Origin of the sequence: Pseudomonas sp. 50_B, assembly GCF_017491625.1 — a bacterium.
In the GTDB taxonomy this organism is placed as follows: domain Bacteria; phylum Pseudomonadota; class Gammaproteobacteria; order Pseudomonadales; family Pseudomonadaceae; genus Aquipseudomonas; species Aquipseudomonas danubii.
This window is the reverse complement of sequence record NZ_JAFGYX010000005.1, coordinates 123950-147036: the sequence shown is the minus strand read 5'-3', so window position 1 is coordinate 147036 and position 23087 is coordinate 123950. Positions and strand designations below refer to the sequence as shown.

Sequence of the window (23087 nt, the reverse complement as noted above, 5' to 3'; positions counted from 1 at the left end):
ATGACCAGCCTATTGCCGATCAACAGCACGCCGCTGGAAAGGGCCCTTGAGGCCGCTAACGCCGGTGACACCTCGATTGTGCTGCGCACCCTGTACAACCCCGCGACCTGTCCGGTGCATCTGCTGCCCCAGTTGGCCTGGGCCTGGTCGGTGGATCGCTGGGACCCGCGCTGGTCCGATACGGTCAAGCGCAACGCGATCAGGGCGGCCCACTTCATCCATGCCCGCAAGGGCACCATCGGCGCGCTGCGCCGTGTGGTGGAGCCCCTGGGCTACCTGATCGAGGTGGTCGAGTGGTGGCAGACGGTGCCCGCCGGTGAACCGGCCACCTTTGCCTTGAAGGTCGGTGTGCTGGACACCGGCATCACCGAAGAGATGTATCAGGAACTGACCCGGCTGATCGACGACGCCAAGCCCGTCAGCCGACACATGACCGGCCTGGCCATCAGCCTGGAAACCTCCGGGGTGATCGGCTACGGCGCCTATGTGGACCAGGGCGAAGTGATCGACGTTTACCCCCCGACACCCCGCGATATCGAAGTGACCGGCCGTTATGGCCAGGTCGTGTGCATTGACGAAATAGACACCCTGGACGTGTACCCATGATCGACTCTAACAGTCAGTTCTTCGCCATCCTCACGGCGGTAGGCGAGGCGAAACAAGCCAACGCTACGGCGCTCGGTGTGCCCTGGACTTTCAAGGAAATGGCGGTGGGTGATGCCAACGGAGCCGACCCCATCCCGAACCGGACCCAGACCAAGCTGATCAACGAATGGCGCCGGGCTCCGGTCAATCAGGTACGCACTGACCCGGCGAACCCGAACATCATCATCACCGAGCAGGTGATCCCGTCTGATGTGGGCGGTCGCTGGATTCGTGAGATCGGTCTGTTCGATGCAGACGGTGATCTGGTGGCAGTGGCCAACTGCGCGCCAAGCTTCAAGCCGCTGCTGGCCCAAGGCACCGGCAAGACCCAGGTTATCCGCATGAACTTCATCGTGGCCAACACCGCGCAGATCGTGCTGAAGATCGACCCAGCGGTGGTCCTGGCTACCCGCGAGTACGTCGACAATGCGGTGATCGAGGCGCTGGCCAAGCTGGATTTCAAGCACTCGGCGCTGGTGGCCACCACGGCCAACATCGCGTTGAGCGGGATTCAGACCATCGACGGCGTGCTGCTCCCGGCCGATGCCCGGGTGCTGGTGAAAAACCAGGCCCAGGCCAAGGACAACGGGCTGTATGTCGTGTCGTCGACGGGCGTGTGGAAACGTGCCCAGGATGCGGACACCAGTCTGGAGGTCACTCCGGGGCTGTTCGTCAGTATCGAGACAGGCACGGTCAACGGCGACAGTGTCTGGCAGTTGGTCACTGACGGGCCGATTGTCCTCGGCACCACGCCGCTGGCCTTCGAGATGGCCACCGGGCGAACCGGTATCAGCGCGGGCTCCTATGCCAACGTCACGGTCGACAAGTACGGCCGGGTGATCGCCGGGACCAACCCGAACACACTGGCCGGGCATGGCATTACCGATACCTACACCAAGCCTGAGATCGAGTCGATGATCGCCCAGGCCTCCTCATTGGCCGCCCAGGCTACCGAAGCGAACCAAGGAACGGCGAAAATTGCGACTCAGGCGCAGATGATCGCAGGTACTGACGATACGGTGATGTCCACACCGAAGAAATTACGGTGGGGGCTTTCCATAAGTCTGGCCGCAAATGGTTACATTGCAGCGCCATTCTGGCTGGGTGGCTGGGTTATTCAGTGGGGTACATCCCTAGGTTTCAGCTCTACTCCTGTCGCTGTGACATTCCCTATGGCATTTCCTAACGCTGCTTTTGCAGTTGTTGCCACCACTCACATAGGGACAACGAATGCCGTGCCCACCCAAGATGCTGTCGCATCGTTCGGGCTATCGCAGACGGGTGTCAGTTTCAGGACCAACGCGGGCGCCGCCCCAAACGGCGCCAAATACATCGCAATCGGAAGCTGAGGGAGGTCCCATGCGCTTTTATAGTCAGGCAACTCAAACCACTTACTTGCGCGGCATGCACGCTTCGATGCCCGCCGATGCAGTCGAAATCACTGATGAGCTTTACATGACGGTGATCGGTAACCCTCCCGCAGGCAAAGTTCGCGCTCACGATGAACGCGGTCTGCCATACCTTGTCGATGCCCCTGAGGTGGTCCCAGATCCGGCTGCACTGGAGCGCGAGTGGCGCGACGACGAGCTGTCCTCGGTGATGTGGTTGCGCGAGCGTCACCGTGACCAGCTCGAAATAGGCGCGGCTACCACGCTGACAGGTGATCAGTTCAACGAGCTGCTGTTGTACATGCAGGCCCTGCGCGACTGGCCACAGTCGGTGGACTTTCCACAGATCGAGCACCGCCCGGTGGCTCCACCTTGGATCGCCGAGCAAACCGAGTAAACGCCCCGCACTGACGGGGCGTTTTCTTTCCCGCGCTTCGGCGCCTGTTCCTCCCACAGCCTCGCTCATGCGGGGCTTTTTCATGTCTGGAGCTTATCCATGAGTGGTTTCTTTCACGGCGTTACCGTCACCAACGTCGACACCGGCACGCGCACTATCTCGCTGCCGTCGTCCTCGATCATCGGCCTGGTGGACACCTTCACCGAAGGCCCCGACTTCAGCGCCAAGGCCAACGACTTGTTGCTGATCACCAACGAGCGCGAAGCCATCGCGGCCTGGGGCCCAGATGCGGCCATCACCAAGGCGTGCAAGGCCATCTACCAGCGCGCCAAGGCGGTGATCGTTGCGTGCGGCGTGGCGAAGGTTCAGGACGCCGCACAGCAGACCTCGGCGATCATTGGCGGGGTGCTGGCCAGCGGCAAGCGTACCGGCCTGCAGGCCCTGCTGGATGGCAAGAGCCGTTTCAATGCTCAGCCGCGGTTGCTGGTGGCTCCCAAGCACAGCGCCGGCTTGCCGGTCGGTACTGCCCTGGTGGCCCTGGCCGACAAGCTGCGCGGCCTGGCCATCCTCGACGGCCCCAACACCACCGACGAGGCGGCCATGGAGTACGCCAAGAACTTCGGCGCCAAGCGGGCCTACCTGGTCGACCCGGGGATTCAGTACTGGGACACCGGCGAGAGCGCGACCGTTGATGCGCCGGCCTCGGCCTGGGCGGCGGGCTTGTTCGCCTGGACCGACAACGAGTACGGCTTCTGGGCTTCGCCGTCGAACAAGGAGTTTGTCGGCCTCACCGGCACCACCCGGCCTATTGAGTTTCTGGATGGGGACGAGACTTGCCGGGCCAACCTGCTGAACAACGCCAACATCACCACGATCATTCGTGATGCGGGCTTTCGGCTGTGGGGCAACCGCACGCTGTCGAGCGATCCGAAATGGGCGTTCGTCACCCGGGTGCGAACCATGGACATCGTCATGGACGCGATCCTCTACGGGCACAAGTGGGCGGTCGACCGCTCGATCACCGCGACCTACGTCAAGGACGTGACCGAGGGCCTGCAGGCGTTTATGCGCGACCTGAAGAACCAGGGCGCGATTATCAATTTCGAGGTCTACGCGGACACCGAACTCAACACCGCCAGCCAGCTGGAGCAGGGCAAGGTGTATTGGAACATCCGCTTTACCGATGTGCCGCCCGCCGAAAACCCCAACTTCCGCGTCGAGGTCACCAACCAGTGGCTGGCCGAAGTCCTCGATTCCGCCGCTTAAGGAGCCGCAGCAATGGCAATGATTCCCGAAACTCTGGCGAACATGAACCTGTTCGCCGATGGCATCAGCTTTCAAGGCGATGTCCCGAGCCTGACCCTGCCCAAGCTGACGCTCAAGACCGAGGAGCACCGGGCCGGCGGTATGGACCTGCCGGTGGAACTGGACATGGGCATGGAAAAACAAGAGGCCGGCTTTACCACCACCGGCGTGCGCCGCGAGTCGTTGAAGCTCTTCGGTCTGGCCGACGGGACCGCCTTCAACGGCGTGTTCCGGGGCGCCTTCAAGGGCCTCAAGGGCAAGGTCACCCCGGTGATCGTCACCCTGCGCGGCATGCTCAAGGAGGTCGACATGGGCGACTGGAAGGCCGGCGATAAGGCCGAGATCAAGCACAACGTGGCGTTGACCTACTACAAGCTGGAAGTGGACGGCCGCCTCATCTACGAGATCGATGCGCTGGGTATGAAGCGCGTGATCAACGGCGTCGACCAGCTCGCCACTCAACGTTCGGCCCTGGGCCTGTAAGGAAAAACACCCATGACTCAAGCATCGAAAAAGACACCGGCCTGGATGACCCTGAGCGCCGAGAGCGTGGCCGTGACCCTCACCAAACCGGTGGAGATGAATGGCGTGGTCTGCGACAAGGTCACCCTGCGCGCACCCACCGTGCGCGATGTGCGCGCCGCTAACACTGCCGCCGGCAGTGACGACGAACAGCGCGAACTCATGCTTTTCTCCAGCTTGGCCGAGGTCGGCGCCAAGGATCTGGAGGGTATGACCCTCAAGGATTACCAGCGTCTGCAGGCCGGCTACTTTCGCCTGGTGCAAGACGACGAACTTTGACCCGGCGGTGATGAAGATGGCGGCGAAGCGGCTCGCGAGCGAGCTGCATTTTTCCGCCGAGGAAATCATGACCATGAGGTTTTCCGACATGGTCTGGTGGCTCACGGACTGAGCCCATCAACTCGGGCATAGGTGAATCAGATGGCAAGCAAACTGGCGTTGGGGCTGGTGATCGGCGGCGCCGTCAGTTCGACGGTGGGGGCAGCCTTCAAAACGGTTGAGGGCCGGATCAAGAAGCTGGAGGAACAAGGCAACAAGGCCAAGGTGCTGAAGAACACCATCGGCGAAACCATGCGCCTGCGGGATGAATGGAAGAAGGCCCACGAAACCGGTGCGGCCTCGGCCGCCGGTTTGTTGCGCAAGCTGGAGGGAAACCTGAGCAGCCTGCAGAAGCAGGGTATTCAGGTCAACAAACTGCGCCAGGAGTATCAGGCACTCGGCCGCGTGGCCAGGGGGGCGGATCTACAGCTCAAGGGGCACCAGCAGATCCAGCAGGGCAAGGAGGGCCTCAAGTCCGGGATCGGCCAGGCCGTGGCCGGGGTCGGTGCGGTGGCCATTCCGACCAAGATCAGTGCGGACTATCAGGCGATCATTCGCGACATTGCAATCAAGGCCGATGTAGCGAACAAGCCACAAGAAGCCCAGTTGACCCGCACCATCATTCAGACCTCGCAAGACACCGGGATGGGCCGCAATGAGGTAGCCGATCTGGTGAACCAGTTGGTCGGCGCCGGCATGGAACTGGACAAGGCGCTGTCTTATGCGCCGGTGGCGGCCAAGTTTGCGGTGGGACAGGGCTCTGGTGGTGAAGACACCGCCAAGATGATCCAGGCGCTGGAGCAGAACGCCAAGATCAGCGACCCCAAGGTCATGGAGAAGGCCCTGGAAGCCATCGCCATGCAGGGCCAGGCGGGCAGCTTTGAGGCCGCCGACATGGCGCGCTGGTTCCCGCAGCTGCTGGCTGGCATGGGCAAGATGGAAATCACCGGCATGGATGCGGTGAGTCAGTTGGGCTCGATGCTGCAGGTGCAGATGAAGACTGCCGGCGGCTCCGATGAGGCAGCCAACAACCTGAAGAACTGGATGGAGAAAATCGGCTCCAGTGAAGTGGTCAAGGCGTACAAGGATGCTGGTATTGATTACCAGGCCTCGATGAGTACCGGTGTTCAGAAAGGTAAGTCGACCTTGGAGTCAAGCTTTGAACTGGCCATGAGGTACATCAAGGCAACCGACCCGGCCAAGGCCGCGAAGATGGCCGAGGCCCAGGCTAAGATCAGCAAGGAGGCGGACCCAGTCAAGGCCAAGGCCATGCTGAACGCTCTGGAACAGTCCCTGCGCACCGGAGATCTGTTCGCCGACATGCAGGTCAAGGCAGCGCTGACGGCGTACTCGCAGAATCGGGAGCTGTACGAGCAGCTCAAGAAAGATTCGCTAGGCGCTAAGGGCATTCTCGACAAGAACCTGGCCGAGCGCCGGGAAACCTCATCGCAGCTTTGGGCCGAAACAGCTCACGCGATGAACGACGGTATGCGGGCAGTGGGGGATGCTCTGCGGCCGGCAACGGATGCGGTAGCCAAGCACATCACCTCGGTAGCCAGGTCGCTGACCGGATTGGCAGAAAAATCCCCGCCCCTGGTTATGGGGATCACTGCTCTGGGCGCCGGGCTGGTCGCGCTGAAGAGCGTGGTGTCCGCCTTCAAGATCGGCAAAGGCCTGCTCAACGTGGCCCGGGGTTCGTTGATGGGTAACCCGAACGTGATTCAGCGGGTCTTTGTCACCAACGCCGGCGGACTGGGCGGTGGCGACTACGACCTCGATGGTGGCAGGGACAAGAAGGGTGGCAAAGGCGGTAAGGGAACCAGTGCAGGAAGGGCGGGGCGGCTCGAGCGTGTCGGCCAGGCGCTCAGGAATGTCTTTAGCCGCGGCGGTGTGGGGGCCGTTGCAAAAGGTGCGGTGGGTTTAGGCTCGACGGCCTTAAAGGGTGTCGGCTCCCTGTTCAAGGGGCTGGCACCGTTGGTTAAGGGTGGGGCCATCCTGTCGGTACTGGGTGCCGGTCTCAAGGCTGCGGATACCTATCAGAATGCCAAGACCAAGGACGAGAAAGCGGAGGGCTATGGCGGCGCGGCTGGCGGTCTGGCGGGTGCTTTGGTCGGGACAAAAATGGGGTTGGCTGCCGGTGCGGCCATTGGCTCTGTCGTTCCAGTGCTTGGCACTGCCATTGGTGGGGCTATCGGTGCCGCCATCGGGGGCACTGTCGGTTACCTGGGAGGGGATGCCCTGGGCTCCTATGCCGGCAAAGCGATGTTTGGTTCCGACGATTCGCTCAAGCGGATGCCCGCAGCGGGGCCGCTGATGATGGTCAACGCCGGAAAGGACATTCCTCCGGTCCTGGGTGACATCGCGAAATCGTTCAAGACCGGACAGACACCCCTGATGATGGGGCAGGTGGTGCGCTCCATGGGGACCGCCTCACCGCCGGCAGCTGTGCCGGCAATGCTCAAGGCGCCCGAGCCTGCGAAGCAGGTGTCCAAGGTCGACCAGCAATTTGCTTTCTCGCCGAGCCTGCAGGTCACGGTGCAGGGGGACGTTAAAGACCCGGCTCAGGTGGCCCGGGAGGTTGAGCCTTATATGCGGCGGATGTTCGACGAGTACAGCCGCCAGGCTGCGGCTCGTCAGCTGTCGGACGAACCACACGTTTAAGGAGGTGCCATGGCGTACATGGAACAACTGCAGTCAGGGTTCCAGTCCCTGGTTGAGGCGGGGGAGGCGGGCCGCAGCAGTGCGGATGGCATGCTGACCCCGTTGAACGGAGCCATCAGCGAGATTACCGGTGCTGCCTCGGAGCTGGAGAACATCCCGTTTGTGGGGCCTGAGATGGGCGCAAAGCTGCAGCGGACCTTGCGCGGCATCACCGCCGCGCAGTCCGTGGTCGGTGAGGTGGCGGCCAAGTACAGCCAGGCCGTGTCGGCGGCGGGGCAGATCCAGCAGCGGCTCGGTACGCTGCAGGAACAGACCGCCAAGGCAAGTGCTGCGATCAACCGGATCGGTGGGCAGGTCAGTCCTTCCCTGGGCAACATCCTCTCGACCGGTTCATTCGGCGGTCTGGGTACTCCGGCCGCCGAGGCGGTGAAGCCGTTCCCGCACCTGCTGATCATCCATCCGCTGAAGACTGGTGGACAGCCGTATTACTTCAATCTCGATACGGCCGCCTTTGAAGAGCTGCGCCGTCAGACCGGGTTCCGCTGGGCTGGCCAGGAACGCCTGACCCGCAGCATCGCGCAGCAGGCGGTGGGGCAGGGCGACGACAAAATCACCCTCAAGGGCGCGGTGTTTCCTGGGTTCAAGGGTGGGCTGGGTCAGTTGCAGAAACTGCGCAGCATCGGGCGACGCCTGCAGCCGCTGAGCCTGACCACGGGCTATGGCGAGGTGCTGGGCACCTGGTGCCTGACCAGCCTTGAGGAGGAGCAGAGCCATCTGCTGGCCGGGGGCATCCCGCGTAAGCAGGGCTTTTCAATGGAGTTTGTGAGCTATGGCGACGACATGCAGAACGTCTGACGGGGATCTGCTCGACACCTTGTGCCACCAGTACTACGGGCACCTGAATGGCAGTGTCGAAGCGGTGCTGGATGCCAACCAGGGGCTGGCCGATGAGCCCCAGCCGTTCCGGGGTGGGGTGCTGATCGTGCTGCCGGAGCTGCTGAGCCAGACCGATGCCTCCGTACTGCTCTGGGATTGATTGTCAGAGTCACCTACAGACCCCGCCATGTGCGGGGTTTTCCATTTCTGGAGCATGAGCAATGAGACCAGAGTTCCGAATTGTTGCGGACGGTAAGAACATCACCGCACTGATCAATGACCGGCTGTTGACCCTGCGCACCTCGGACAAGCCCGGCATGGAGTCGGACGAGTTTGAGCTGCGCATCGACGACCGCGACGGCGCTGTGGCGCTGCCCAGCCGTGGCGCTAGCATTGAGGTGTTCATGGGCTACGCTGGCCAGTCACTGACGCGCCTGGGTCGCTACATGGTGGATGAGATCGTGGTGACGGGGCCGCCCGACTCTATCGAGATCCGGGGCAAGGCCAGCGACATGCGCGGCAGTGGCAAGACCACCCGCAGTGGGAGCTGGGAAAACGTCCCTCTGCAGCAGATCGTGCGCGATGTAGCGATTCGCAATGGTTGGCAGCCGGTCTGTCCGGTCACCACCAAGGTGCCCCGGGTCGACCAGCTCAATGAATCCGACTTCAACTTTATCACCCGCCTGGCCAAACAGTACGACTGCACGGCCAAGGTGGCCGACGGCAAGCTGCTGGTGCTGCCCCGACAGGCCGGTCAGAGCGCCAGCGGTAAGGCCCTTGGCACCGTCACCATCACTCGCCGCGACGTGAGCCGCTATCAGTTCCGCCTGGGTGACAAGAGCACCCACAAGGCGGTGCAGACCAAGCACCAGGACAAGAAGAGCGGAAAGCTGCGGGTCGTCGACCTGGGCAACGAGGACTCGCCGGATGGCCTGCCGCCGGTACACACCGACCGCCACATCTACCCGAACAAGTCCGCAGCCGAACAGGCTGCCAAAGCACGTCTGGCGGCATTCAACCGCAGCACCGCCGGCGTGCGCCTGGAGATGCCGGGACGAACCGATCTATTCGCTGAACGCATGATCAATGCCCAGGGCTTCAAGGTCGGCCTCGATGGCGAGTACCTGGTGGACTCGGTCGAGCAGGTGTTTACCCAGTCCGGGTGGAGCACCACGGTCGAGTGCAATGGTGGTAAGAGGGGCAAGGCGAAAGCCAAGGGCAAGAAAAAGAAAGCAACCAAGCCGCTCAGGATCGAGAACCTTTAGGGAGTGAGTATCAGTCTTGACGCAAATTGATTACAATTCTGTATAAATACTTGGCGGAACCCATAGGGAAATGGACTTTAAAAAAATTATTCTATTAATTTGCCCTCCACTGATCACAAAGCTTTTTTCTAGGTTTAGAAGAAAAGTTCGCACATTTGAATCATATGCAGAAGCTCTCGAAAATTGTGGTCCTGGATATGATAGTAATATCATTGCAAAGGTTGTAGTCGAGAAGAATAAGGTTGTGCGAGACGCTGTCTCGAGCGGGCGGGCTGCGTTTGATATGAATGCACTTCGTGCGTTAAGCGCAGGTCTTGCTCTGAGTGACAGTGATAGTGAAACGTTAAATGTTTTGGATTTTGGTGGGGGTGGCGGTTACCACTATTATTTTTTTAAGTCTGCCATGGGCGATAAAAAGCGAGTCCGTTGGTGTGTGGTGGAAACTCCACAAATGGTTTCCGCAGCAAAAGAGTTAGAAAGTGATGAGTTGATTTTTGCAGATTCGATAGAAGGGGCTTTAGAAAGGCTTGGTCGCATAGACTTTGTTCTGATCTGTGGGTCGATTCAATATACGCCAGATCCGCTCCGCTTTCTTTCCAGGCTTGTATCTTTAGGAGCAGAGCGCTTATTCGTCACAAGGACTCCTCTCTCTGAAACTGACAAGACGGCAGTGCTTGTTCAGCGCTCAATGCTATCTTCTAATGGGCCTGGAAGGCTTCCTGAGGGAGTTGAAGATGGTGAGATTATCTACCCAGTAACGGTCCTCGCAAAAACAGCGCTAGAGAAGGTTATATCTTCTGCTTATGAAATCCAGGTAACTCTTATTGAAGAGGGGCGAGCGCATTTTATTGGTGGTGGGTTTGTTGGTAATTATGGGTACTTGTGTTTGAGGAAATAGATTTTTAGTCTGTGGCAAGTTTTTGTTGTAAATGGTCAGTATAGCTTTTCTTAGCCCGCCAAGTTGCGGGCTTTTTAATGTCCGCTTTTTGGCTGCTAGTGAGTGGGTGTTCGCGTTGGCGTTAAAGTGAACGGGGGTAGCCTTGTTTTATCTTGCGTGCCTCCTTCTTTGGAATATCATCAATACCGGAGTATTTAATGATGGCTATTACAACGCAGCTGCTGCTGCAGATCCTCCCCAACGCCGGCGCTAAAGCCGGCGTTTTTGTTCCTGCTCTCAACGCCGCTATGAGCAAATACGGCATCATCACCCGCCTGCGCGTAGCTGCGTTCATCGCGCAGATCGGCCACGAGTCCGGCCAGCTGCAATGGGTGCGCGAGCTGGGCAGCGATCAGTACTTGCGCAAGTACGACACCGGCACTCTGGCAAAGCGCCTGGGCAACACCCCCGAGGCTGATGGCGACGGCCAGAAGTACCGGGGCAGGGGGCTAATCCAGATCACAGGTCGCGCCAATTACGAAGCCTGTAGCGAAGCGCTATTCAGTGATGCTCGACTGCTCAACACTCCTGAACTGCTGGAAGTCCCGGTCTATGCCGCGCTGTCGGCGGGGTGGTTCTGGCAGCGTGCGGGCCTGAACACGCTGTCCGACAAAGGCGACTTTCTCACCATCACCAAGCGCATCAACGGCGGAACCAACGGCCTGGCAGATCGCGAGACGCTGTATGAGCGTGCATTGAAGGTGCTGCCTTGAAGGCCCCGGGCTGGTTATTGCCTGCCCTGGCCATGGTGTTGGGGTTCGCCCTGGGTGGTTGGCTGGCTTGGACGTGGCAGGCCAACGCCTACGGTAAGGATCTGGCTGACCAGGCCGAGGCGTACAACAGGGACCGCGAGCAGGCCGCCACGGCGGTGATCAACTGGCAGGAAATCCAGCAGGACGCCCGCCGGGCGCTGGAGGACCGCCTGCAGGCGAATGATGAAACCCATTACAAGGAGCTGCGTGATGCTCAAACGAACCAAGCTCGCATGCGTGATCGGCTTGCTACTGCTGACTTGCGGCTGTCAGTCCTTCTCAACACCGCCGCATCGAGTGTTGGCGGTGGGTTGCCAGCCGCTGCCGGCACCTGCGGCGTGGTTCATGGAACATCGCGAGCCGAACTTGACCCAGCGGCTGCTCAACGAATTGTCGCCATCGCCGGAGACGGCGACCAAGGATTAATCGCCCTGGCGGCCTGCCAGAGCTATGTCAAAGAAATCGTTTCAACGAAGTGAAAATAAGCTGGTCGGTGGGAGGCGACAACATCCGCCGCCGCGCAGAATGGCCCTGCAAGTCCAGCCAAGGCTCCTGCCCTGTGCACAAAGCGCGGAGAGCCGGGGGGGTATTAATGGTAGGGCTTCTATTCATGTGGCGAATCACCTAGATTTGACTCTGGAAGCAAGCTGGAGAATGTTTTAGGCGTATAAAAACGACGAGCTGTTATTGGCGCAGGAATGGAGGCTTCAATGCCAAAGCAACAGTCCTATCGACACCACTACGTTCCGCAGTGGTATCAAAGGGGATTCCTTGTTGAAGGATGCACCGCATTTAAGGTGTTGGATATGCGTCCTCATGTCTACCGCGATGACAAGGGCGTGATTGTGGGTAAAGGACGGCAGATGCTCAGCAAAGGCCCGGATGCTTTGTTTTTTGAGCGAGATCTGTACACAACTAGAGTGTTGGGTGTGCCAAATGATGACATTGAGCGATTACTGTTCGGAAGAATAGATAGCACTGGGAAGGACGCGATAAAGGCGTTTGTAGAAAATGATTTAGAGAAAATGCACTTTACATACACCCAGGTATTTGAGTTTCTCGACGCGCTTCGGCTACGTACACCCAAAGGACTCCGCTTTCTCCGGGCTAAACTTAAAGCGAGAAATCAACAAGAGCTCATGAGCTGTATGCAAGAAGTTCGTAGGATGCACTGTGTAATGTGGATGGAGGGCGCGATTGAAGTTTTTGAGGCTGCACAGTCTGCTACTAAGTTTATTTTTTCAGATCACCCGGTGACGTTTTTTAATCCCTATGTATTTCCATGTGACCGAGAAATACCTAAGGGCTTGGATGCTCCCCAGCATTGGCTGGGCACTCAGACTCTGTTACCTCTTGATCGTGACCGTTTGATGGTGATTACTCATCGGGAATGGGGGCGGAAGCAGGGTGAGCGTCGGGCCAGAAAGCCCCGAACCAATCCTCGATTATTTGATAATCCAATGATCATGTACGATGGAGTTCAGAGAGGAAGACAACTTTCTGAAAAACAGGTTCGGGAGGTCAACTATATAGTTAAGATGCGTGCGGAGCGCTACGTCGCCAGTTGTACAGAGGGAGACCTATTTCCTGAGCGGCACCTCAAAACAACACTCTGGAATAGGCTGGGTAGGTTTCTCCTACCTAGGAGCTTTGCGACGGCACTTCAAGTCGGTTTCATGACAATGAAGACGCAAGATGGGAGTTACTATTTTCAGGATGAATTCGGACGTCGCCCGAAAAGTAAGGCTGAAGTTGATAGGGCTATGAAGCATGCTAAGGATATGGAAGCAATGATGAAACGGATTTTGGGCGAGCGTTTCAATGACAATAATTGACTGAAGGTGGGCGTAAAAATGGAGGGGATTGTGGCAGCGGGAATTGGCGACAAATTAAATCTTGTGGGGTTTTTCTTTACCTTAGTAGGTTTATTGGCAGCATTTGTTGGTGCGATATTAATGTTTCTTGGTTCCAGTATCTCTGGGGAGAGTGTTTGGCAGAACCTGAAAAAAATTCAGGGGGTGGCTGAACAGGCGTCGATTGTAGCTCCTGAGCAATGGACTGCGCCTCGCCTTCTTGATCTTTCCAATGAGATACCGTCCACGGCTATCAGCGTTCATCTAGCATATAAAATGTCCTCGTCAGATACACGAACTCCGGTCTGCATGACATTGACGACTCGATGTGATGGAGGGGTCATTGGCTACGCGAACGGAGGGCAGGGTAACTTGACTATGATGTTAGACGACTCTCGTCAGTTATACATTGCCTTATCCCATCCTGAGATTGCGTGGAGCCTGGCAGTTACTGGTTGGGAAGATTCCTTATAGATCCCTCGATTGACTCGGCGCGCTTTCAATTGCTCGAAGTGCTGATATCTGATGAAAATGTTTAGGCATACCTGCTTGACCATTGCTGCATGGTCAAGCTCGGATGTAATAAAAGTCACATGACTCAGGGGGCGTAGTTATCAAGCATCCAATTCATCATCGAACGGTGGGAGGCTGACTACTAAGTCCCGTGCCTGGGGCAAAAATGTGGCAAACCGTACGCCATTCAATGTCCTTTAATGCCAAATGGCGATCTATCTAGCTTTGTCAATAAAACCCTGCTGCCCTTGTTGTTCGGGGCTGTAGGGCTTTTTTGCGTTAATACCCGAGCACAATCGGCGTGTGGCAATGTAAAGATCTTGAGCGTTTAAATTCATCGTACTCAAAATACCCGGCTTGGTGTTTGATGTGCAAACCCTGGATGACTCGAAAATCTCTTAGAAGATATGTATTTAATATTCTAATGTGGGTGACTACTACTGTTTGATTTGAGATGTTTAGTCGGTATGCGTAACCTTGTTTTTTTTGCTATTAGCTAAGTGGTTATCTAAAAATTCTAAGAGTAATTCAGGGTAGCAAAGGTCAATGTATTTTTGGGTTAAGTATATTTCTGGCCATCGTCCATCTCCCTTTTCTCCGCTAAAAAGTGATGTCCAGTGTGTGGGGTAGTAACGACAAAGCATGCCCAGAAAATATGATGTCATGTATGCGGTTGCTATTTGGGAATAGCGTGAACCGCTTTTAAATGGTGCAGTAATGTGTAGCTCTGGAATTGAGCTGAAGATCTTGTTTATATATGAGTGTGAGAATTGTAGTGGTTTTTTTTGGAAGCTTTGTGCGTCACATGTTAAGTTGTAAGGTGGCGCATCGTTTGTGATTTGGTAGCCATCTGCGCGATATATATCACTAAGGGCTAGGACGTTATCGGATGTGATCTGTGCCGTGAGTCCACTGTCGGGGCTGTAGGTTAATTCTTGAACAGAAGAATATAAAGCTGTTTGAGACGACCGTAAATGTTCTGATTTGAGATCTGGAAGTCGCAGCATTAAGTCGTCAAAACATAATTCGTCTCCCAGTTTAGGTATTTCATATGGTATCTGCCAGTCAACCGCTGATGAGTTTATATGAAGGCATATTGTGTTTTCTGTTTGATTTATGATATCAAAAAATAGTCCTTTGCAAATTTTTACTCTTAGGTTCCCTAGCGCCGCAAGGCCTTGAGAGATATTGCCAGACAATGTCTTCGACCATTCCACGGTCGTGAGGCCGTGCCCTGGAGTTAAGCCGGATTCACCGCCTTGAGGGTTAAGAAGAAGGGCTGCAGATCTGCTGAGGCTCGCAACCCCGTAAAATGTTAATAATGGTTTTACCGAAATGTTGGACTCGGAAGAGTTTCTAAAAAACTCCCGAGCTTGTCTTGCAGCTGATGTTATCTCTTTTACCCTGCGGGCATTAAGCGTTCTAGAAAATACCTGCTGGTGCCATGCTATGACAGAATCATGGCTTTCTAGAAAAAGAAGTTTTTGCCACGTCGAGCTTTGCATTGTTGAGCTCATAAATTACTCAAAGGTATTGTTAAAAAACTGTAAGTTTTCATGTTAACGCTCGTTCCGATGGTGTCGTTACCATGCTTGTAGCATGCTTATGCTTCTTCTGTTGATTCTGGATGTCAACTAGCGTGCCTGATTTTTCCTACCTTGAGTCGTCGGCTTGCCAGCCCTCGTTCATAAAATACGACTCACCTTTAAAGCAGAGAGGGAATGAACTCGTTTTGTTATCAGCAGCTAATGACCGCGAGCCGCCTCTTAGGACACTTCGTATTACCCATAAGCAGGTTTAGCGGGTGCTACTGGAATATCACAGGCCTGGTTAAGCAGTGCAGCGCCGTTCAGACGGAAGGGTTTGGGGCAAATTTAGGGTAAGCTCGGGATCGCTGTAGAGCTTGCTATGCCATATACGGCGCGCAAAAGTGTCACATATGCTGGTCAGGAGCGGTCCTGAGAGACATCGGAAGGGGGGGGGCAAATCCCTATCCTCTATGGCGTTACTTTGATTGGATAGACTCTGATCAAAATGTGATCGGATTGCCGGTCTTTCTCGCTTTGCTGCTTAATTTTTGCTACAGCAAAGAGATTAATTTAACTAACTTACTGAAATATATGTAGTTTTTTATTCAGTGTACCCGATCCATCATCGGCACCCTGGCCAAGCGCCTGGGCAACATCCCCGAAGCGGATGGCGACGGCCAGAAGTACCGGGGCAGGGGTCTGATCCAGATCTCCGGCCGGGCGAGCAATGAAGCGTGCAGTGAAGCGCTGTTCAGCGATTCGGGACTGCTCAATAACCCGGAACTGTTGGAGAGCCCGGTTTATAACGCGCTGTCGGCGGGCTGGTTCTGGCAGCGGGCGAGCCTGATAGCCCTGGCGGCGTGCTAGGTATATGTCAGAGAAGTGGCTCGACAGTTCTCAACCCAGAAATAAGAAAAGGCCCAGCATTAGCTGGGCCTTTTCTTGTCTTTGGAGGTATTTTTACCCTCCTGCTTCGGCTTACCGTAGAGCCAATAAGCGGCGATTCCATACAACCCCAGAACAGTCGCGGTGGTGGTTGTCATGAAAGCAATTAGTACCGAATCCGAAATCTCAAAATGCAGGGGTTTGAAGCCAGGCATCATTGGGACAAACCACCTACCAAAGCCTTGAAGAAGAATCACGATCCAAATTACGTATACCCAGATTATAGTCAGACCAAAAAGAAGCCATGCATGAACCATGCGCAAGCCATGAATTTCATTATCTTGCTTACGCTTCTGAGCTTGGTCCTGATCTTCGTTATTAGCGAAGGCCTGGATTTCACCAACAATGGTTGGATCAAGTAGTGGAGATTCCAGCGGTGGAGGCGGCGGTCGGAACTCGCTCTTAGCTTGATCTTCGTTATCAGCGAAAGCTTGAGCCTCACTGGCAATATTGGGATCGAGCAACGGAGATTGCGACTGGGAGGACGGTGGCTGGAAGCTGCCTGGTAATCCTTCTGGCGAGCTTCCGCCACTTGTACCTTCGCTCATAGCATCGAATGAGTTGGCTGAGACAGAATCCAGCGATAAAAGCTTTCAATCATGTCGTTAGAAATCACAGCATTTTTGCCCTGATTATTCCAAGTCACACTCCAAGGTGTGCCAGGCTGATGGGTGGCTGCCGAAAGCGTTACGCCATCTGCTTTCCCATAAGTCCTTGCGACGTCCCTCATGATAGTCCGCTCATCCGCATTAAAGTTTTCCATAGGTGCGGAGGGAACCTGAGTAACTGGTGAGGAGCGGAAGTCTCTTACCGCTTGGTAAACACTGCGGACCACTGGGCCGTATTGCCAAGCTTGTACAGGCTCGTTGATCAATGGCACCCCATGCCTTGCAAGCATGTATCCATGAGCGATGTACACAAGCTTCAAAAGCTGCATTGGCGTTACAGCAGGATCCCCAGCCTCACGGCACTCGTTAAGGATTTGCTGGGCAACTGCGCGCGCATCTCTACTCATCGTCTTGCCCTCCTTTATAGATCATCAATATCAAAATGAGGCGCGAGTCTGCCGAAGTCAAGGGTGGATGTCAATTTCTCCTTGACACACCTGTGCTAGCTCGTTCCTGCGCCTGATTTTATCAGTTAGCTGTACGCATATCCAGTATTTGGTTCAAGTCCACTCGGTGGTGGATGGTGCCTATCTGTAGAGCTAGAAGCTGTCTAAAAGTATCTGGCATAGCTCGATTTCATTGGTTGAAACATGTGCTATTCCGTTGAATGGTTTTAGACAGTGAATCGCTGTAACCCACGGTTTACGCGGCCTATGCATTGTTTCGGCTAATACTGCTGCATCATCGGCGTGTGGGAGGACAGATCGGAGGTATTTTTACTCATTGGTATTTAGGCGGATTCGTTGAATGGGTGAAGCAAAGGAGCGCTGGGCCCGGCTTTTTGCAGATGGCGGCAAGGTTACCATGGGCGCCCTGGCCTCGCAGACACCAAGGCACTACTGCGTTTGTCCGGTAAATGCAGCACAAATATGCAAAACAGCATTTGTCATGGGCTAAAAGTTCGAGCACTATGCGTTCTATGCAAATACGCAATGTTTCTACCGTCTTAAGAGAGCTGCTGGATCGTGATGGAATCTCCCCCACGGAGCTTCACCGTCGGACTGGTGTGCCTCAATCCACCCTCTCGCGGATTCTCAGCGGGAAGATCGTCGATCCTTCGGATAAACACATCTCGCGGATCGCTGAATACTTCCAGGTGAGCACCGACCAATTGCGCGGGCGCGTGGATATCGCGCCTGCCCGGGTTGCTGCGCCCCGCGACGAGATTCATTCGGAACTCAAGGACATAAGCCTGTGGGACGACGATACCCCTGTCGATGACGACGAGGTGTCGGTTCCTTTTCTGCGTGAGGTTGAATTGGCTGCTGGATCAGGAAGATTCGTCATCGAGGAGAGCGAGCGCGCCAGCCTGCGCTTCGGCAAGCGCAGCCTGCGGCACAACGGCGTGCAGTTCGATCAGGCCAAATGCGTCACGGTGCGGGGCAACAGTATGTTGCCGGTGCTGCGCGATGGTGCAACGGTCGGGGTCAATGCCGGCAAGTGTGCCATCGGCGATATCGTTGATGGCGACCTGTATGCGATCAACCACAATGGCCAACTGCGAGTGAAGCAGCTGTATCGCTTGCCCACCGGGATTCGCCTGCGCAGCTTCAACCGCGATGAGCATCCGGATGAGGACTACAGCTTCCAGGAAATCCAGGAGGAGCAGATCAGCATCCTCGGTCACGTCTTCTGGTGGGGCATGTACGCCCGCTAAGCCATCACTGTCAGACAAAGCCCGCCACTGAGCGGGCTTTTTTTCGCCCTCGAAAAATCCCTACCGCCCTGCATCTATGCGGCTCTCATGCACTCGCGCAATTCGCATGCATAAATAAATGCATTTACGCATTGACTGCATATGCATGAATGCATATTATCCATCTCAAGCCGTTCAACAACGGCTGCAACGACGCTCTTTAGTGGCAAAGCAAAGGCAGCGATGAACCGGCCTCGACGGTTCAGAGGGTTGGCAACTGACCCGGGTGTGCAGCGTAAAGCACCAGAAGCAGTTATCCGGCGGACAGGGTCGCGGTCGGAGGAACAATTTGAATGGGTCCGTACCGCACCAGTCGTGCCGAAAGACCAAGGTTTGCATTACTGAAAAGCCCGGGCGACCGGGCTTTTTGGAATGCCTGCCTAACGTGGGCCACCAACAGACAGGGACCCCTTGAAACATCGTTATCAGCCTTCTATCAACTGGCCATCTCGCTGGCCTCAATCCGCACGGGAGACGTGAATGACAAACGAGCAACAAGCGTTGCTGGACATGCCGATCTGGCTGGTCATCGTCCTGGCGCTGGTCGGTGGCGTTTCCGGCGAAATGTGGCGCGCCGACAAGGAGGGCGCTCGTGGCTGGTCGCTGTTGCGGCGCCTGGCGCTGCGCTCCGGAGCCTGCGTGGTGTGCGGGGTCTCGGCGATCATGCTGTTGTATGCCGCCGGCGTCTCGATCTGGACCGCCTGCGCCTTCGGCTGCCTGACCGCCATGGCCGGCGCTGACGTTGCCATCGGCCTTTATGAGCGCTGGGCGGCCAAGCGCATCGGGGTTTGCGAACCGCCTTCACGGGATTCGAACTCGGATCAGCGCTGATCCGCTCCGGCCTTTAAAAAGGTCCACTGGACTTGAGCCCGAAGGCTGGACCGCCTCGACCTTATTCTGGAACTAGACAATGAACGAACTGACCCAGCTAAAAGACGCCATCACGTCCACGATCAAGCTGGCGATGCCCCATCTGCAGACGGTTGAGGCATTCCCCAAGGCGTTTGAAGGCGCCACTGAGCCGGCGCTCTACTTTGCCGTCACCGGCCTGGACCAGGCAGCCGACCCGGGTGACGGTCGCTGCTGCATGCGGGCCACTTTGGAGGCCCGGGTACGGGTTGACCCCGAACTTGCACAGGCACCTTTGCAGGCGGCCATTCTGGCGGCTCAGTTAATCGAGCTGCTGCGTTGTCAGCAGTGGGATCTGGACTTTGTCGAAGGCGCGACGGCGGTGTGGGCCAAGCCTGCTGGTACGGCTGCAGAGTCGGTTTACCGGGCCGAGTGGATCGTGCAGTGGCAGCAGCTTATCTACCTGGGTCAGGAGCAATGGCCCTGGCCGAATCAACCACCGGGCACCCTGGTGTTGGGGTTCAGCCCCGATACCGGCCCAGGTCATGAGGGCGGCTACCAGTCGCCGGAGCACATGGCGTGAGTTACGTGTCTGCAACCCACGACCGCATGATTGCCGGCCTGATCCTGCCTTGCAGCGTGGTCGGCGTGGATCTGGCTGCTGGCCTGGTGCGGGTATCCGATGGCGCCGGCTGGACCAGCGCCTGGGTGCGCTGGCACAGCCAGGCCGCGGGCAAGGCCCGGCACTGGCGGGCGCCGAGCCTGGGGGAGCAGGGCGTGCTGATCAGCCCCAGCGGCGAGCCGGCCCAGGGCACCTTCGTTCCCGGCCTGTATGGCAACGCCGGTCCCCAGCCGGACAACCGCGACCATGTCGAGGTCTGGCGTTTCGAGGATGGCGGCTCGCTGGTCTATGACTGGCAGGCCAAGAGCTACAGCATCAGCCTGCCCAGCGGCACGGTGACCATTCAGGTCGGCGGCAGCTCGGCGGTGGTGACCGACAGCGCCCTGAGCGGCAAGGCCGACAGCATCACCCTGAGCGGAGCGATCACCTTGAATGGCGATGTGCACATCAACGGCGGCAGCTTGAAGCACAACGGGGTCAACGTCGGTTCGACCCATACCCATCTGGGTGTGATGCCGGGTCCCGGTTCAACTGCAACGCCGCAGTGACCCATGCGGGTCGTGGCCCTCACGACTCAGCGCTCACGTCTCACCCATCACCGAACACCCCATCAACCCGCCCCGAGCGGTTTTTTTGTACCCGGAGATACCTATGGCCACCCCTAAGAAAACTCCCGGCCGCCCTGTGGGCGCCGGCACTGTGGTGTTTCGCGACACCCTTTACACCTCGCGCAATTTGATCCTGCCGGATGGCCGCCAGTTGCGGGTTGCCCAGGGACAGGTGTCGGTAAAGGCCGGCGACCTTGTCGCCCTGGACTACCTGAACGCCCACCCGGATCTGCAAGCGCAGGAGTGACACGATGATCGGAATGGATCGCCGTACCGGCCTGTCGCTGTCCGGCATCGAGCATGTGCGGCAGTCCATCGAGGACATCCTGACCACGCCGCTGGGCAGTCGGCGGATGCGCCCGGAATACGGCAGCAACCTGCGCCGCTACGTCGACTTGCCGGTAACCGGCGGGTGGAAAAGCGCGGTGCAGGCCGAAGTGGCCCGAGCGCTGTTGCGCTGGGAGCCCCGGCTGAAGCTGGAACGGGTAAGAGTGGTTGCGGTGGTGGGTGGTCAGATCAGCTTTCAACTGACCGGCCAGTACCTGGGCGATAGCGCGGTTTTGGAGGTGACGGCATGAGTACGTTGGACTTGTCGGCGCTGCCGGCGCCGCAGGTGCTTGAGGCCCTGGATTTTGAGGCCTTGTACCAAGGCAAGCTGGCCACCTTTCGCCGGCATATGGGCGATAACTGGACGGCCAACCTGGAAAGCGACCCGGTGAGCAAACTGCTGGAGCTATCGGCCTACGGCGATATGCAATTGCGGGCCCGGGTCAACGATGCAGCCAAGGCGCTGCTGCTGGCCCATGCCAAGGGCACGGACCTGGATCACCTGGCGGCCAACGTCAAACTGCAGCGCCTGGTGATCCTGCAGGGTGACCCGCAGGCGGTGCCGCCGGTGGAGGAGGTCAAGGAAGCCGACGACGCTCTGCGCGAGCGCGTGCAGTTGGCCTATGAAGGACTGACCACGGCCGGCCCGCGCAACAGCTACATCCTGCATGCCCGTAACGCTTCTGCGCTGGTAGCAGACGCCGAGGCCGAAAGCCCGGCACCGGCCCGGGTGACGGTCACGGTGCTGAGCCTGGAGGGAAATGGCGCGGCCAGTCCTGACTTGCTGGCGACCGTTGCCGCAGCCCTCAACGATGAAGACGTGCGACCGCTCGGCGACCGGGTCACGGTCCAGAGTGCCCAGGTCTTGCCGTATCGCATCGACGCGGTGCTGCACATGAAGGGCTCCGGCCCGGAAGGTGACGCTGCCCTGGCAGAAGCCGAGCGCAAGCTGGCTGCCTGGGTCAACCCACGCCGGCGCCTGGGCATCGAGGTGGCTCGTTCGGCCATTGATGCGCAGTTGCATGTGGCCGGCGTGGCTCGGGTCGATCTGGCGGGTTGGCAAGACATCACCCCGACCAAGGCTCAAGCGGCGTATTGCACTGGTTACAGCGTCACGCTGGGGAGCTGAGATGACCAGCCTATTGCCGATCAATAGCACGCCGCTGGAGCGCGCCCTTGAGGCGGCCAGCGCAGGCGATACCGCCATCATGCTGCGCACCCTGTACAACCCCTCCACCTGCCCGGTGCATCTGCTACCGCAGTTGGCCTGGGCCTGGTCGGTGGATCGCTGGGACCCGCGCTGGTCCGAGACGGTCAAGCGCAACGCCATTCGTGCCTCGTACTTCATCCACGCTCGCAAAGGCACCATCGGTGCGCTGCGCCGGGTGGTGGAACCGCTGGGCTACCTGATCGAAGTGGTCGAATGGTGGCAGACGGTCCCTGAAGGCGAACCGGCCACCTTTGCCTTGAAAGTCGGGGTGCTGGATACCGGCATCACCGAGGAGATGTACCAGGAGCTGACCCGGCTGATCGATGACGCCCGGCCTGTCAGCCGGCACATGACTGGCCTGGCCATCAGCCTGGAAACCTCCGGCGTCATCGGTTACGGCGCCTACGTGGATCAAGGCGAAGTGCTCGACGTTTATCCCCCGACACCCCGCGACATTGAAGTGACCGGCCGTTATGGCCAGGTCATGTGTATTGATGAAACAGACACCCTGGATGTGTACTCATGATTGATTCCAACAGTCAGTTCTTTGCCATTCTCACGGCGGTGGGCGAGGCGAAACAGGCGAATGCCACGGCCCTGGGCACGCCCTGGACTTTCAAGGAAATGGCGGTCGGCGATGCCAACGGCACCGACCCCATCCCGAACCGGGCTCAGACCAAACTGGTCAACGAGTGGCGCCGCGCCCCGGTCAACCAGGTACGCACCGACCCGGCCAACCCCAACGTCATCATCACCGAACAAGTCATCCCGCCTGATGTTGGCGGTCGCTGGATTCGTGAGATCGGCTTGTTCGATGCCGACGGCGACCTGGTGGCGGTGGCCAACTGCGCCCCGAGCTTCAAGCCCCTGCTGGCCCAGGGCACCGGCAAGACCCAAGTCATCCGCATGAACTTCATCGTCGCCAACACCGCGCAGATCGTGTTGAAGATCGATCCGGCGGTGGTTCTGGCTACCCGTGAATATGTGGATAGTGCGGTGGCCGCAGCGGCTTTACCCGGGGACAAAAAGCCCGGTATCTACCGGCAGGTGACGATTGATAAAAGAGGGATTGTACTGTCGGGCGCTAACCCGACAACGCTTGGGGGATATGGAGTTACCGACGCATATACAAAAGTTGAAGTAGATCAACTCATCTCATCCGTACCAACTCAGGCGACCGAAGCTGTCTTGGGCATGGCGA

At 57.6% G+C, this 23087-nt stretch carries 26 protein-coding genes and 2 pseudogenes; 25 read left to right on the top strand and 3 right to left on the bottom strand.

Annotated elements, in window-relative coordinates; genetic code table 11:
• The 15 genes from J5M73_RS09185 (at position 1) to J5M73_RS09115 (ending at position 13393) form a co-directional block, all read left to right on the top strand.
• The gene (locus J5M73_RS09185; protein ID WP_207815433.1) at positions 1 to 606 is read left to right on the top strand and encodes a phage tail protein I; all 606 of its coding nucleotides are present in this window, start codon (positions 1 to 3) and stop codon (positions 604 to 606) included.
• Positions 603 to 1994 carry a phage tail protein gene (locus J5M73_RS31840; RefSeq protein ID WP_243433734.1) on the top strand — a complete coding sequence of 464 codons (1392 nt, stop codon included), beginning with the start codon at positions 603 to 605 and terminating at the stop codon, positions 1992 to 1994. Before J5M73_RS09185 ends, J5M73_RS31840 begins: the two co-directional genes overlap by 4 nt.
• A gap of 10 nt (positions 1995 to 2004) precedes the next feature.
• The gene (locus J5M73_RS09175) at positions 2005 to 2430 is read left to right on the top strand and encodes a phage tail assembly chaperone (protein ID WP_243433733.1); all 426 of its coding nucleotides are present in this window, start codon (positions 2005 to 2007) and stop codon (positions 2428 to 2430) included.
• Between the two features lie 99 nt (positions 2431 to 2529).
• Positions 2530 to 3696 (top strand): phage tail sheath family protein, encoded by a 1167-nt coding sequence (locus J5M73_RS09170; protein WP_207815431.1) that lies wholly within the window; start codon positions 2530 to 2532, stop codon positions 3694 to 3696.
• 12 nt (positions 3697 to 3708) lie between these two features.
• Positions 3709 to 4218 carry a phage major tail tube protein gene (locus tag J5M73_RS09165; RefSeq protein WP_207815430.1) on the top strand — a complete coding sequence of 170 codons (510 nt, stop codon included), beginning with the start codon at positions 3709 to 3711 and terminating at the stop codon, positions 4216 to 4218.
• A gap of 12 nt (positions 4219 to 4230) precedes the next feature.
• Positions 4231 to 4536 carry a phage tail assembly protein gene (locus J5M73_RS09160; protein WP_207815429.1) on the top strand — a complete coding sequence of 102 codons (306 nt, stop codon included), beginning with the start codon at positions 4231 to 4233 and terminating at the stop codon, positions 4534 to 4536.
• A 141-nt stretch (positions 4537 to 4677) separates the two neighbouring features.
• Positions 4678 to 7236 carry a phage tail tape measure protein gene (locus tag J5M73_RS09155; RefSeq protein WP_207815428.1) on the top strand — a complete coding sequence of 853 codons (2559 nt, stop codon included), beginning with the start codon at positions 4678 to 4680 and terminating at the stop codon, positions 7234 to 7236.
• Between the two features lie 9 nt (positions 7237 to 7245).
• Positions 7246 to 8091: a phage tail protein gene (locus J5M73_RS09150; RefSeq protein ID WP_207815427.1), complete on the top strand. Its 846-nt coding sequence runs from the start codon at positions 7246 to 7248 to the stop codon at positions 8089 to 8091.
• A complete protein-coding gene (locus J5M73_RS09145; protein WP_207815426.1) occupies positions 8066 to 8272 on the top strand; it encodes a tail protein X in 207 nt (68 codons plus the stop codon). Before J5M73_RS09150 ends, J5M73_RS09145 begins: the two co-directional genes overlap by 26 nt.
• Before the next feature lie 61 nt (positions 8273 to 8333).
• Complete coding sequence (locus J5M73_RS09140; protein ID WP_207815425.1) at positions 8334 to 9377, top strand: contractile injection system protein, VgrG/Pvc8 family; 1044 nt, start codon at positions 8334 to 8336, stop codon at positions 9375 to 9377.
• Between the two features lie 70 nt (positions 9378 to 9447).
• The gene (locus J5M73_RS09135) at positions 9448 to 10275 is read left to right on the top strand and encodes a methyltransferase, TIGR04325 family (RefSeq protein WP_207815424.1); all 828 of its coding nucleotides are present in this window, start codon (positions 9448 to 9450) and stop codon (positions 10273 to 10275) included.
• A gap of 200 nt (positions 10276 to 10475) precedes the next feature.
• Positions 10476 to 11027 carry a glycoside hydrolase family 19 protein gene (locus J5M73_RS09130; protein WP_207815419.1) on the top strand — a complete coding sequence of 184 codons (552 nt, stop codon included), beginning with the start codon at positions 10476 to 10478 and terminating at the stop codon, positions 11025 to 11027.
• A gap of 32 nt (positions 11028 to 11059) precedes the next feature.
• Positions 11060 to 11545 carry a lysis system i-spanin subunit Rz gene (locus J5M73_RS09125; RefSeq protein ID WP_207815519.1) on the top strand — a complete coding sequence of 162 codons (486 nt, stop codon included), beginning with the start codon at positions 11060 to 11062 and terminating at the stop codon, positions 11543 to 11545.
• A gap of 231 nt (positions 11546 to 11776) precedes the next feature.
• On the top strand, positions 11777 to 12901 hold the full coding sequence (locus J5M73_RS09120; protein ID WP_207815417.1) for a DUF4238 domain-containing protein: 1125 nt from the start codon (positions 11777 to 11779) through the stop codon (positions 12899 to 12901).
• A gap of 18 nt (positions 12902 to 12919) precedes the next feature.
• Complete coding sequence (locus J5M73_RS09115) at positions 12920 to 13393, top strand: hypothetical protein (protein WP_207815415.1); 474 nt, start codon at positions 12920 to 12922, stop codon at positions 13391 to 13393.
• 497 nt (positions 13394 to 13890) lie between these two features.
• Here J5M73_RS09115 and J5M73_RS09110 read toward each other — a convergent pair whose 3' ends face one another.
• Complete coding sequence (locus J5M73_RS09110) at positions 13891 to 14937, bottom strand: YaaC family protein (protein ID WP_207815412.1); 1047 nt, start codon at positions 14935 to 14937, stop codon at positions 13891 to 13893.
• A 651-nt stretch (positions 14938 to 15588) separates the two neighbouring features.
• On the opposite strand from J5M73_RS09110, the pseudogene J5M73_RS09105 reads away from it, so the two are divergent.
• Positions 15589 to 15819, top strand: a pseudogene (locus tag J5M73_RS09105) (glycoside hydrolase family 19 protein); the annotation flags it as partial.
• A gap of 68 nt (positions 15820 to 15887) precedes the next feature.
• On the opposite strand, the gene J5M73_RS09100 reads toward J5M73_RS09105, so the two are convergent.
• The gene (locus J5M73_RS09100; RefSeq protein ID WP_207815411.1) at positions 15888 to 16454 is read right to left on the bottom strand and encodes a hypothetical protein; all 567 of its coding nucleotides are present in this window, start codon (positions 16452 to 16454) and stop codon (positions 15888 to 15890) included.
• Positions 16451 to 16921, bottom strand: a complete 471-nt coding sequence (locus tag J5M73_RS09095) for a type II toxin-antitoxin system antitoxin SocA domain-containing protein (RefSeq protein WP_207815410.1) — start codon at positions 16919 to 16921, stop codon at positions 16451 to 16453. Before J5M73_RS09095 ends, J5M73_RS09100 begins: the two co-directional genes overlap by 4 nt.
• A 563-nt stretch (positions 16922 to 17484) precedes the next feature.
• Here J5M73_RS09095 and J5M73_RS09090 point away from each other — a divergent pair.
• The 9 genes and pseudogenes from J5M73_RS09090 to J5M73_RS31835 all read left to right on the top strand — a co-directional run.
• The gene (locus J5M73_RS09090) at positions 17485 to 18231 is read left to right on the top strand and encodes an XRE family transcriptional regulator (RefSeq protein WP_102861394.1); all 747 of its coding nucleotides are present in this window, start codon (positions 17485 to 17487) and stop codon (positions 18229 to 18231) included.
• A gap of 519 nt (positions 18232 to 18750) precedes the next feature.
• The gene (locus tag J5M73_RS09085; RefSeq protein ID WP_102861395.1) at positions 18751 to 19101 is read left to right on the top strand and encodes a phage holin family protein; all 351 of its coding nucleotides are present in this window, start codon (positions 18751 to 18753) and stop codon (positions 19099 to 19101) included.
• 79 nt (positions 19102 to 19180) lie between these two features.
• A complete protein-coding gene (locus J5M73_RS09080) occupies positions 19181 to 19702 on the top strand; it encodes a hypothetical protein (protein ID WP_102861396.1) in 522 nt (173 codons plus the stop codon).
• On the top strand, positions 19699 to 20289 hold the full coding sequence (locus J5M73_RS09075; protein ID WP_102861397.1) for a phage baseplate assembly protein V: 591 nt from the start codon (positions 19699 to 19701) through the stop codon (positions 20287 to 20289). Before J5M73_RS09080 ends, J5M73_RS09075 begins: the two co-directional genes overlap by 4 nt.
• A gap of 103 nt (positions 20290 to 20392) precedes the next feature.
• Entirely contained in the window at positions 20393 to 20596 is a 204-nt protein-coding gene (locus J5M73_RS09070; protein ID WP_102861398.1) for a hypothetical protein, read from the top strand.
• A 4-nt stretch (positions 20597 to 20600) separates the two neighbouring features.
• Positions 20601 to 20927, top strand: a complete 327-nt coding sequence (locus J5M73_RS09065) for a GPW/gp25 family protein (protein ID WP_102861399.1) — start codon at positions 20601 to 20603, stop codon at positions 20925 to 20927.
• The gene (locus J5M73_RS09060) at positions 20924 to 21805 is read left to right on the top strand and encodes a baseplate J/gp47 family protein (RefSeq protein ID WP_102861400.1); all 882 of its coding nucleotides are present in this window, start codon (positions 20924 to 20926) and stop codon (positions 21803 to 21805) included. Before J5M73_RS09065 ends, J5M73_RS09060 begins: the two co-directional genes overlap by 4 nt.
• A gap of 1 nt (position 21806) precedes the next feature.
• A complete protein-coding gene (locus tag J5M73_RS09055) occupies positions 21807 to 22412 on the top strand; it encodes a phage tail protein I (RefSeq protein WP_102861401.1) in 606 nt (201 codons plus the stop codon).
• Positions 22409 to 22888, top strand: a pseudogene (locus tag J5M73_RS31835) (phage tail protein); the annotation flags it as partial. The gene J5M73_RS09055 and the pseudogene J5M73_RS31835, both read left to right, overlap by 4 nt.
• Positions 22889 to 23087: the final 199 nt, after the last annotated feature.

Excerpts from the sequence above, each read along its gene's own strand:
- J5M73_RS09160 (WP_207815429.1), top strand. The coding sequence starts at position 4,231 with ATGACTCAAGCATCGAAAAAGACACCGGCCTGGATGACCCTGAGCGCC.
- J5M73_RS09185 (WP_207815433.1), top strand. The coding sequence starts at position 1 with ATGACCAGCCTATTGCCGATCAACAGCACGCCGCTGGAAAGGGCCCTT.
- J5M73_RS09175 (WP_243433733.1), top strand. The coding sequence starts at position 2,005 with ATGCGCTTTTATAGTCAGGCAACTCAAACCACTTACTTGCGCGGCATG.
- J5M73_RS09150 (WP_207815427.1), top strand. The coding sequence starts at position 7,246 with ATGGCGTACATGGAACAACTGCAGTCAGGGTTCCAGTCCCTGGTTGAG.
- J5M73_RS09060 (WP_102861400.1), top strand. The coding sequence starts at position 20,924 with ATGAGTACGTTGGACTTGTCGGCGCTGCCGGCGCCGCAGGTGCTTGAG.
- J5M73_RS09120 (WP_207815417.1), top strand. The coding sequence starts at position 11,777 with ATGCCAAAGCAACAGTCCTATCGACACCACTACGTTCCGCAGTGGTAT.
- J5M73_RS09100 (WP_207815411.1), bottom strand. The coding sequence starts at position 16,454 with ATGAGCGAAGGTACAAGTGGCGGAAGCTCGCCAGAAGGATTACCAGGC.
- J5M73_RS09095 (WP_207815410.1), bottom strand. The coding sequence starts at position 16,921 with ATGAGTAGAGATGCGCGCGCAGTTGCCCAGCAAATCCTTAACGAGTGC.
- J5M73_RS09170 (WP_207815431.1), top strand. The coding sequence starts at position 2,530 with ATGAGTGGTTTCTTTCACGGCGTTACCGTCACCAACGTCGACACCGGC.
- J5M73_RS09155 (WP_207815428.1), top strand. The coding sequence starts at position 4,678 with ATGGCAAGCAAACTGGCGTTGGGGCTGGTGATCGGCGGCGCCGTCAGT.
- J5M73_RS09165 (WP_207815430.1), top strand. The coding sequence starts at position 3,709 with ATGGCAATGATTCCCGAAACTCTGGCGAACATGAACCTGTTCGCCGAT.
- J5M73_RS31840 (WP_243433734.1), top strand. The coding sequence starts at position 603 with ATGATCGACTCTAACAGTCAGTTCTTCGCCATCCTCACGGCGGTAGGC.
- J5M73_RS09125 (WP_207815519.1), top strand. The coding sequence starts at position 11,060 with ATGGTGTTGGGGTTCGCCCTGGGTGGTTGGCTGGCTTGGACGTGGCAG.
- J5M73_RS09145 (WP_207815426.1), top strand. The coding sequence starts at position 8,066 with ATGGCGACGACATGCAGAACGTCTGACGGGGATCTGCTCGACACCTTG.
- J5M73_RS09140 (WP_207815425.1), top strand. The coding sequence starts at position 8,334 with ATGAGACCAGAGTTCCGAATTGTTGCGGACGGTAAGAACATCACCGCA.
- J5M73_RS09115 (WP_207815415.1), top strand. The coding sequence starts at position 12,920 with ATGGAGGGGATTGTGGCAGCGGGAATTGGCGACAAATTAAATCTTGTG.
- J5M73_RS09090 (WP_102861394.1), top strand. The coding sequence starts at position 17,485 with ATGCGTTCTATGCAAATACGCAATGTTTCTACCGTCTTAAGAGAGCTG.
- J5M73_RS09080 (WP_102861396.1), top strand. The coding sequence starts at position 19,181 with ATGAACGAACTGACCCAGCTAAAAGACGCCATCACGTCCACGATCAAG.
- J5M73_RS09070 (WP_102861398.1), top strand. The coding sequence starts at position 20,393 with ATGGCCACCCCTAAGAAAACTCCCGGCCGCCCTGTGGGCGCCGGCACT.
- J5M73_RS09110 (WP_207815412.1), bottom strand. The coding sequence starts at position 14,937 with ATGCAAAGCTCGACGTGGCAAAAACTTCTTTTTCTAGAAAGCCATGAT.
- J5M73_RS09055 (WP_102861401.1), top strand. The coding sequence starts at position 21,807 with ATGACCAGCCTATTGCCGATCAATAGCACGCCGCTGGAGCGCGCCCTT.
- J5M73_RS09065 (WP_102861399.1), top strand. The coding sequence starts at position 20,601 with ATGATCGGAATGGATCGCCGTACCGGCCTGTCGCTGTCCGGCATCGAG.
- J5M73_RS09130 (WP_207815419.1), top strand. The coding sequence starts at position 10,476 with ATGGCTATTACAACGCAGCTGCTGCTGCAGATCCTCCCCAACGCCGGC.
- J5M73_RS09085 (WP_102861395.1), top strand. The coding sequence starts at position 18,751 with ATGACAAACGAGCAACAAGCGTTGCTGGACATGCCGATCTGGCTGGTC.
- J5M73_RS09135 (WP_207815424.1), top strand. The coding sequence starts at position 9,448 with ATGGACTTTAAAAAAATTATTCTATTAATTTGCCCTCCACTGATCACA.